We start from the raw sequence: 5,547 nt of genomic DNA on the forward strand, positions 1-5,547 counted from the left end.
CTCGCCGTGGCGCTCGCCGAAATGGCGCTCGCGGGCGGGATCGGCGCGCGCCTGCGCGCCCCCGCCGGCCCGCCCTCCCACGCCTTCTGGTTCGGCGAGGATCAGGCGCGCTATGTCGTCGCGGTCGCGGCCGCCGCCGCCGACGCCGGGGGGAGCGGCGCGCGGGCGGCGGGCGTTCCGCTGCTGCGCCTCGGCGAGACGGGCGGGACGGCGTTGACCCTCGGGGACGCACAGTCAATAGTGCTCGCCGAACTGAAGGCCGCCTTCGAGGGCTGGCTGCCGACCTTCATGGCGGGGACGGTCTGACGCCGCTCCGGCGGCGGCCGTCTTCGCGGGCTCTGGCGCGACAATTGCTCCGGCGACCGTGAACGCTCCGGCGGCCGCGGCTCGCTAACATGCTCGCTGACATAGCGGCTCGCTGATCTGACGGCTCGCCGATCCGGCGCGCCGCGCCGAACGCCAAGGATTTGCCAATGCCCATGGAATCCCACGACATCGAGTCGCTCATCAAGAAGGGCATTCCCGACGCCGTCGTGGAGCTCACCGACCTCGTCGGCGACAAGGACCACTGGGCCGCGACGATCACTTCGGCCGAATTCGTCGGCAAGTCGAAGCTCCAGCAGCACCAGATCGTCTACAAGGCGCTCGGGGCCTTCATGGGCGGTCCGCTTCACGCATTGCAGCTGACGACGCAAGCCCCCAAATAAACGTTTGAAACGCAACCCTTTCCCATAGTTTCCAGATCTCAGAGGAGCGGCCCATGGCCATCAAGGACGAGCTTCAGGCGATCGTCGATTCAAACGACGTCGTTCTTTTCATGAAGGGCACGCCCACCTTCCCGCAGTGCGGCTTCTCGGGACAGGTGGTCCAGATCCTGTCCTATCTCGAGGTTCCCTATAAGCCGGTGAACTGCCTCGAGAGCGACGCCATCCGTCAGGGGATCAAGGAATTCTCGAGCTGGCCGACCATTCCGCAGCTTTACGTCAAGGGCGAGTTCATCGGCGGTTGCGACATCACCCGCGAGATGTTCCAGTCAGGCGAGCTCGCCGCCCTGCTTGCCGGCAAGGGCGTCCCGGTCAAGGCCCCGGCGGCGCCGGCCAAAGCCTGAGCCAGGGCCCGGGCCGCGCCGACCCGGACATGCGCCGGGCGGCGCGTCCGGCGCATGTCGGGAAAGCGCCAGACCCGTGTCGTGAAACCGCCCTTCGCCGCCGTCGCGGCGAAAAGCCGAATTCAAAACCCGCCCCGAAAGGGCGGGTTTTTTCCGCGCGGGCCGCCCTCGCCCTTTTGGCGAAACGCGGCGTTCTGGCGAAGCTCAGCGCTGCGCCGCGGCCACCACCGCCTTGGCGTCGACCGAATCCCATTCGGCCGCGCCCGGCAGCGAGGCGAGGCCGCAGCCGTTGCGGTCGATCAGAAGCGTCGTCGGCAGGCCGAGGCCGAACCCCGCGGCCTTGAGCGTCTGCAGCGCGTCGGCGCTGTGGTCGGCGTAGAAGGCGAGGCGCGTCGCCCCGATCTCGCTCAGGAACGCCTTCGGGCGTTCAAGCCGCGCCGTGTCGAGGTTGATCGCCACGACTTCAAAGGCGTCGGAGCCCTTTTCGCCCTGCAGCCGGTCGAGCGCCGGCATCTCGCGCCGGCAGGGAACGCACCAGGTCGCCCAGAAATTGACGAGCGCGGTCCTGCCCTTGAAGGAAGCGAGCGTGAGCGGCGCGCCGTCGGCGCCTTTGAAGCTGATTTCGGGGGCCGGGCGCGGCCAGGGCGCGACGACGAGCGCGGCCATCTCGCCTTTGGCGAGAGGCGCGAGGGCGAGCGCGCGCGCGCGCGCCCCGGGACAGGCTGCGGCCTCGCTGTTGCCGGAGCGCGACCCGATCGCGTAAACAAGGCCAAGCGTCGCGGCGGCGATCAGGCCGGCGAAGACCGCCAGCCTGCGCCAGGCCGAGGCGCGGACGGGTCCGGGAGCCTTTTCGGTCGACGGTTCGGGATCGCCCTCGGGCGACAGTCTGGACACTCGCATTCCCTCCCTCGGACCGCCTGTGGCCACCTTCTAACGAGCGCGCGAAAATGAGCAACAAGATGTGGGGCGGGCGGTTCGAGAGCGCGCCCGACGCGATCATGGAGGAGATCAACGCCTCCATCGGCTTCGACTACAAGCTCGCGATGCAGGACATCGCCGGCTCGAAGGCGCATGTCGCCATGCTCGCCGAGCAGGGCGTCGTCAGCCCGGCCGACGCCGCCGCCATCGGCGCCGGGCTCGACGAGATCCGCGCCGAGATCGAGGACGGCGCCTTCGCCTTCTCGCGCCAGCTCGAAGACATCCACATGAACGTCGAATCGCGCCTCGCCGAAAAGATCGGCGCGGCGGCCGGGCGCCTGCACACGGCGCGCTCGCGCAACGACCAGGTGGCGCTCGACTTCCGCCTCTGGGTGCGCGACGCCATGGACGCGCTCGACCTGCAGCTGCGCGAGCTGCAGAGGGCGCTCGCCGAAAAGGCCGCGGCCTGCGCCGACTGGGTCATGCCGGGCTTCACGCACATGCAGTCGGCCCAGCCCGTCACCTTCGGCCATCATCTCCTGGCCTATGTCGAGATGTGCGCGCGCGACCGCTCGCGCTTTTCCGACGCGCGCCGGCGCCTCAACGAATGTCCGCTCGGCGCGGCGGCGCTCGCCGGCACCTCGTTCCCCATCGACCGGCACATGACGGCGAAGGCGCTCGGCTTCGACCGGCCGACCGCCAATTCGCTCGACAGCGTGTCGGACCGCGACTTCGCGCTCGAATTTCTGGCGGCGGCCGCGATCTGCGCCACGCATCTCTCGCGCTTTTCCGAGGAAATCGTGCTGTGGTCGACGCCGCAGTTCGGCTTCATCCGCCTGTCGGACAAATTCTCGACCGGCTCCTCGATCATGCCGCAGAAGCGCAACCCCGACGCCGCCGAGCTCGCGCGCGGCAAGGCCGGACGCGTGGTCGGCGCGCTGACCGGCCTCCTCACCGTCATGAAGGGCCTGCCGCTGACCTATTCCAAGGACATGCAGGAAGACAAGGAAGGCGTGTTCGACGCGGCGCAGACGCTCTCGCTGTGCCTCGCCGCCGTCGCCGGCATGGTGCGCGACATGACGCCCGACGCCGCGCGCATGAAGGCCGCGGCGGGCGCGGGATACGCCACCGCGACCGATCTCGCCGACTGGCTCGTCAAGTCGCTCGGCCTGCCGTTCCGCGAGGCGCATCACGTCACGGGCCGGATCGTCGGCCTCGCCGCCGCGGCCGGCAAGGAGCTCGAGGCGCTGACGCTCGAAGAGCTGCGCTCGGTCGAGCCCCGCGTCACGCCGGAGGTCCATGGCGTGCTCGGCGTCGAAAATTCCGTGAAGAGCCGCGTGAGCTATGGCGGCACGGCCCCGGCGAACGTCAGGGCGCAGGCCGAAAGCTGGCTCGCGCGGCTCGCCGACGAGGCGCGCGCCGGCGACTGAACGCTCGGGGCCTCGGCCTCACCCGACCGGCAGGGCCATCTTGGGCAGGAAGCCGCGGCCGTCGGCGAGCACATAGTCCCACATCGCCCTGGCGGCGGGCGAAAGCTCGCGCGCCGCGGGGCGCACCACGAACCACTGCCGGACGATCGGCATGCCGACCACGTCGAGGATCGCGAGGCGCCCGTCCGCCACCTCGGCCTCGATGGTGTGGGCCGAGATGAGCGTGACGCCGAGCCCGGCCATGACCGCCTGCTTGACCGTCTCGTTCGAGCCGATCTCGATATGAACCCGCGCCTCCTGCATCGTCAGCCCCTCGAAGAACAGGTCGAAGTTGCGGCGCGTGCCCGAGCCTTCTTCGCGCACGATGAAGGCTTCGTGGCGCAGTTCGGCGCGCTCGACGCCCGGGCGGTTGACGAGCGGATGGTCGGGCGGGGCGATGATGACCTGCGGATGCGGGCCGAAGATTTCGCTTTTGACCGGGATCTCGGCGGGCGGAAAGCCCATCAGCGCGAGATCGACCGCCTGCTCGCGCAGCGCCGCGATGATCGCCGCCCTGTTGCCGACCGTCACGGCGATCTCGGTGCGCGGATGCCCCCGCGCGAAGGCGGCGATGAGCCGGGGCGCGAAATATTTGGCGGTGGAGGCGACTCCGATGGTCACGCGCCCGGCGTTCTTATCCTTGTGCGCCGAAAGCCGCGCCTTGAGCTCGGCGAGCAGCAGGTCGACGCGGGTCGCGATGTTGACGACCTCCTGCCCTGCGGTGGTGAGCCGCAGGCGCCCGCCCGCGCGGTCGAACAGGGCGACGCCGACGTCGTCCTCGAGCAGTTTTATGCGCGACGTCAGCGCGGCCGCCGTCACGTTGAGCACTTCGGCGGCGGCGGCGATCGTGCCGCTTTCGGCGACCGCGACGACGGTTTCGAGATGCTTGATGGTGATCCGGCGCATAAGCCGTTTGTAGGAGGTTCAGGCCCGGGCCTCAACGCAAATGACTTTTCAATCCCGCCTCTTTCGGCGATAAAGCCGCAGATTCGAGAGGGAAAAGAGGCCACATGCCAAGGATTTCCGGCGCGGAAGAGTTGAGCGCCCATCTGGAGCGCGCGGTTGACGCGAACAGCGGCCTCAAAGCCGCGGCCCAGACCCTCGCCGAGATCGCCGCGACGGGCGCCAAGATGGCCGACCTCATCGGCCTCGGCCAGCTCTATGGCAAGCTTGGCGCCGCGCGCGGGACCGCCAACTCCGACGGCGACGCCCAGAAGGAGCTCGACGTGCTCGCCGACGAAATGTTCGTCGAGGCGCTGCGCCGCGCGCCGGTGCGCGCCGTCGTCTCCGAGGAGCTCAAGGAGACGGTGGTCCTCGACGAGAAATCGCCCGTCGTCGTCGCCATGGACCCGCTCGACGGCTCCTCCAACATCGACGCCAACGTCTCGATCGGCACCATCTTCTCGATCCTGCCGGCGATCGAGGGCGCGGCGACGCCCGACGCGCATTTCATGCAGCCGGGCCGCAACCAGATCGCGGCGGGCTTCGTCATCTACGGGCCGCAGACCTCGATGGTGTTCGCGCTCGGCGACGGCCCGGCGCAGATCTTCACGCTCGACCGCTCGGACGGCCGCTTCTACCACGCCGTCACCGCCGGGCCGATCCCGGCGCAGACCTCGGAATACGCCATCAACGCCTCGAACTACCGGCACTGGGAGCCGGCGATCCGCGCCTTCGTCGAGGATTGCGCGCGCGGCGCCGACGGGCCGATGAAGCGCAACTACAACATGCGCTGGGTCGCCTCGCTCGTCGCCGAAGCCTATCGCATCCTTCTGCGCGGCGGCATCTTCCTTTATCCGGGCGACAACCGCCCGGGCTACGCCGACGGACGCCTGCGCCTGCTCTATGAAGGCGCGCCGATCGCCTTTCTGATCGAACGCGCCGGCGGCATGGCGACCGAGGGCGTGACGCCGCTGCTCGACGTGGTCCCGACCGCGATCCATCAGCGCACGCCGCTCGTGTTCGGCTCCTCGGACCCGACGCGGCTCGTCGCGGCCTATCGGTCGGACCCCAAGGTTTCGGCCGAGCGGGCTCCCCTGTTCGGCGGACGCG

The 5,547-nt window shown here is 69.5% G+C and carries 7 protein-coding genes; 5 read left to right on the forward strand and 2 right to left on the reverse strand.

The features are described 5' to 3' along the window. The 3 genes from ACILRB_RS12385 to grxD all read left to right on the forward strand — a co-directional run. Nucleotides 1–306, forward strand: a 306-nt coding sequence (locus ACILRB_RS12385; RefSeq protein ID WP_395666598.1) for an AIR synthase-related protein, incomplete at its 5' end; no start/stop codon positions are given. A gap of 167 nt (nt 307–473) precedes the next feature. Next, nucleotides 474–707: a BolA/IbaG family iron-sulfur metabolism protein gene (locus tag ACILRB_RS12390; RefSeq protein ID WP_395666599.1), complete on the forward strand. Its 234-nt coding sequence runs from the start codon at nt 474–476 to the stop codon at nt 705–707. Between the two features lie 53 nt (nt 708–760). Next, nucleotides 761–1,108, forward strand: a complete 348-nt coding sequence (gene grxD / locus ACILRB_RS12395) for a Grx4 family monothiol glutaredoxin (protein WP_395666600.1) — start codon at nt 761–763, stop codon at nt 1,106–1,108. A 204-nt stretch (nt 1,109–1,312) separates the two neighbouring features. On the opposite strand, the gene tlpA is transcribed toward grxD, so the two are convergent. Next, on the reverse strand, nt 1,313–2,002 hold the full coding sequence (gene tlpA, locus ACILRB_RS12400; protein ID WP_395666601.1) for a thiol:disulfide interchange protein TlpA: 690 nt from the start codon (nt 2,000–2,002) through the stop codon (nt 1,313–1,315). Nucleotides 2,003–2,055: 53 nt separating this feature from the next. Between tlpA and argH the strand changes: the two genes are divergently transcribed. Continuing rightward, complete coding sequence (argH, locus tag ACILRB_RS12405; RefSeq protein WP_395666602.1) at nt 2,056–3,456, forward strand: argininosuccinate lyase; 1,401 nt, start codon at nt 2,056–2,058, stop codon at nt 3,454–3,456. Nucleotides 3,457–3,474: 18 nt separating this feature from the next. Here the strand turns inward: argH and ACILRB_RS12410 are convergent, their stop codons facing one another. Continuing rightward, entirely contained in the window at nt 3,475–4,401 is a 927-nt protein-coding gene (locus ACILRB_RS12410; protein WP_395666603.1) for a LysR family transcriptional regulator, read from the reverse strand. Between the two features lie 104 nt (nt 4,402–4,505). Between ACILRB_RS12410 and ACILRB_RS12415 the strand changes: the two genes are divergently transcribed. Further along, on the forward strand, nt 4,506–5,547 hold a 1,042-nt coding region (locus ACILRB_RS12415; RefSeq protein ID WP_395666604.1), incomplete at its 3' end, for a class 1 fructose-bisphosphatase.

This window comes from Methylocella sp. (genome assembly GCF_044226135.1).
GTDB lineage: Bacteria > Pseudomonadota > Alphaproteobacteria > Rhizobiales > Beijerinckiaceae > Methylocapsa.